The following is a 3,300-nucleotide window of genomic DNA, read 5'->3' as shown; positions in this document are numbered from 1 at the left end:
CCGGTCGAGGCCCGCGCGCTCCGGCGGCGGCGCCTCCTCCGGCGCCAGCAGCAGCAGCGGGCGGTGGCGCAGGTGGTCCAGCAGGTGGCCGCCACCGGGCAGGGGCAGGTTGGGCAGCGTCGCGCCGGGCACGGGGCCGGCTGTCCAGCGCGCGTCGTCGGGCGTCTGCAGCCGGCTCTCGGGGAAGGTGATCGCCGTCGTCTGGCGCGGGTTCACGAGCGGCCGCGCGAAGTCGTGCGAGACCGCCAGGCTCAGCGCGGCGTCCCGCATCAGCGCGAAGCCGTTGGAGGGCGGCGTCATGAACAGGGTGCTCTTGCGCGACTGGCGGATGTTCTCGTGGGCGGCATAGACGCGCTCCTCGGAATAGCTGTCGAGCAGCGCCTCCCCGCCTTCCCCCTTCACCACGGCCGCCAGCTTCCAGGCCAGGTTGCCGGCGTCGTCGATGCCGCTGTTCAGGCCGCGCACGCCGAAGATCGGCACGAGATGCGCCGCGTCGCCGGCGAACAGCACCCGGCCCGCGCGGTAGCGCGGCAGCGTCAGCGTGTGCGCGCGATAGAGGCTGATCCAGATCAGGTCGTACTCGGGCGGCTCCCCGATCATTGCGAGATGGGCGGAGATGCGGGCGCGCACGCGCTCCTCCTGCACTTCCTGCTCGGGGTCCTCGTCCTCGCGCAGCTGGTAGTCGATGCGCCAGATGTCGTCGGGCTGGCGGTGCATCAGCACGGTGGAGCCGGGGTTGGAGGCGGGGTCGAACCAGGCGCGGCGCTCCGTCGGATGCTTCGAGCGCAGGCGGATGTCGGCGATGAGGTAGCGGCCCTCGTAGCTGTCGCCCTCCAGCTTCAGCCCGACCGCATCGCGCAGCGACGACCGCGCGCCGTCGGTGGCGACGACCCAGTCGGCGTCGAGCGCGTACTCGCCCTGCGGCGTCGCGACCTCGAGCCGCACGACCGACGGGCCGGGGGTGGCGCGCCGCACGGTGGAATGCCAGCGCAGGTCGCATTCGGGGCGCGTCGCGAGGTCCTGCAGCACGAAGTGCTCGGCGTAGCATTGCTGGATGTTGACCATGGGCGGGTGCTTGTCGCCGGGGGCGTTCGGCATCTCGAAGCGCAGCACGTCATGGTCTCGCCAGAAGGACCGGCCGGCGGTCCAGCCCAGCCCCTTGGCCAGCGTGCCGCCGGCCACGCCGAAGCGCTCCCAGATCTCGATCGACCGGCGGGAGATGCAGGTGGCGCGGCTGCCGAAGGAGACGCTGGCGCGCGCTTCCAGCAGCACATGCGGGACGCCCTGCGCGGCCAGGCCGGCGGCCAGCGTCAGCCCGACCGGGCCGGCGCCGACGATGGCAACGGCAGCGCGCTGCGGACCGGGCGCCACGGGCCGGAAGGGATGGTCCGGGAAGTCGTGGTAGATGTCGCGCCCGAGCGCCATGCCGGTGTGCCTCCCCCGAAGGTCGGGAAGCGTAGCGGTTCGTGCCGGCCGCGGCAGCCCTGTGCGTTGTCGGCGTGGACGGGGCGGCGGAACCTCGGGGCGGCTCCGTTCGTATGGGCGATGCCCACGGAGGAACCGGTCCATGCAACGTCGTGCCCTTCTGGCCGTGCCGCCCGCGCTGGCCGCGGCCACCGTCATCGGCTTTCCGCGCGCGCCGCGCGCCCAGTCTGGCGGCGCGCCGCTGCCCGTGGGACGGGCGAACGAGCTGGGGCTGAATGCCGGGCGGCTGGCCCGCATCAAGGAGATCTTCCAGGCCGAGGTGGCGGAGAACCGCCTGCCAGGCGCCGTCATCATGATCGCCCGCAAGGGGAAGCTGGCCTATGCCGAGACCGTCGGCTTCCGCGACCGCCAGACGAATGCGGCGATGACGCCGGACACGGTGTTCCGCATCTACTCCATGACGAAGCCGCTGGTCTCGGTGGCGGCGATGATGCTGGTGGAGGAAGGGCGCATCGGCCTGGCCGATCCGGTGAGCCGCCATCTGCCGGCCTTCGGGCAGGCGCAGGTCAGCGTGCCACGCGAGGGCGCGCCGGGCAGCTTCGACATGGCGGCGCCGCAGCAGCCGATGCTGGTCTATGACCTGCTGCGCCACACCTCGGGCCTCGCCTATGGCGAGCTGACGCAGAACACGCCGGTGCGCGACGCCTATACAAGCGGCGGGCTCTACCTGCCCGGCCAGCGCGACTTCGACAGCCGCGGGCCGAGCCCGGAGGACTTCACCCGCGAGCTGGCCGCGGCGCCGCTGGCGCGCCACCCCGGCACGACCTGGGAATACAGCATGTCCTCCGACGCGCTGGGCCGCGTGGTGGAGGCCGCGTCGGGCAAGCGGCTGGAAGCCTTCCTGGAGGAGCGGGTCTTCCGCCCGCTGCGCATGGCCGACAGCGGCTTCGTGCTGCGGGAGGGCGGCGCGCAGCGGCTGGCGCTGCATGCCGGCGTGGACCCCATGAACAACAACGCGCCGGTCGCGATGATCGACGTCTCGCGCCCGCCCGGCAACGCCTCGGGCGGGGCGGGCGCGGTCTCCACCGCGGGCGACTACCTGCGCTTCGCGCAGATGCTGGCGAATGGCGGCGAGCTGGACGGGCAGCGCATCCTTTCCCCGGCGACGGTGCGGCTGATGGCGACGGACCACGTCGCGGGACTGCAGCAGCCGCTACCGCCGGGGATGCTGCTGCTGGGCTCGCCGGGTTTCGGCTTCGGCCTGGGCTTCGGCGTGCGGCTGGCCGATGGCGGCGCGCTGGTGCCGGGCTACCAGGGCCAGTTCATGTGGGCCGGCTATGGCGGGACCTATTTCTGGGTGGACCCGCGGGCGGAGCTTGTGGCGGTGATGATGACCGCCGCGCCCAGCGTCGGCCGCGCCGCCTATCGCCGCACCATGATGCAGCTGGCCTACGGCGCGCTGGAGAGCTGAGGCGAGGTCTGCGGCAGGGGAAGGGCGGTCGCGCCCCCACCCGGCTTCGCTACGCTCAGCCACCCTCCCCCGCTTCGCAGGGGAGGTATGTTCGGCGCGCCCTGGTCCCTCACGCGCAGCGCGGAGGGGAAAGTGCGCGTTGCTCCCTCCCCTGCGAAGCGGGGGGTCAACGCCAATAGGCGTTGACGCCGGAGCGAAGCGAAGGCTGGTTGGGGTGGGGGCGTGACCGGACTGGCGACGCTCGGACCTGGACGGAACCCGTCCCGAAGATCGCCGCCCCGCGTCACTCCGCCGCGGGTGCGACGGCCGGCGCCGGCGGGCGCTCGGCGGGCGGGCGCAGGCGGCGGGCATCGAAGGCGGCCATCGGCGTCGTGATCACGGCCGGGCGGGCGTTCCAGCGCGGC

Annotated in this window: 2 protein-coding genes; one reads left to right on the top strand and one right to left on the bottom strand. The window is 73.3% G+C overall.

All coding sequences use genetic code 11. The features are described from left to right. Window positions 1-1,425, bottom strand: a 1,425-nt coding sequence (locus OZN99_RS28170; RefSeq protein ID WP_270938537.1) for an FAD-dependent monooxygenase, incomplete at its 3' end; no start/stop codon positions are given. A gap of 142 nt (window positions 1,426-1,567) precedes the next feature. On the opposite strand from OZN99_RS28170, the gene OZN99_RS28165 reads away from it, so the two are divergent. After that, window positions 1,568-2,896 carry a serine hydrolase domain-containing protein gene (locus OZN99_RS28165; RefSeq protein ID WP_270938536.1) on the top strand — a complete coding sequence of 443 codons (1,329 nt, stop codon included), beginning with the start codon at window positions 1,568-1,570 and terminating at the stop codon, window positions 2,894-2,896. Window positions 2,897-3,300: the final 404 nt, after the last annotated feature.

The sequence above is a fragment of the Falsiroseomonas oryzae genome, assembly GCF_027856955.1.
In the GTDB taxonomy this organism is placed as follows: Bacteria; Pseudomonadota; Alphaproteobacteria; order Acetobacterales; family Acetobacteraceae; genus Falsiroseomonas; species Falsiroseomonas oryzae.
This window is presented reverse-complemented; position numbering and strand designations above follow the sequence as displayed.

Coding starts and splice junctions, on each gene's coding strand:
- OZN99_RS28165 (WP_270938536.1), top strand. CDS start 1,568: ATGCAACGTCGTGCCCTTCTGGCCGTGCCGCCCGCGCTGGCCGCGGCC.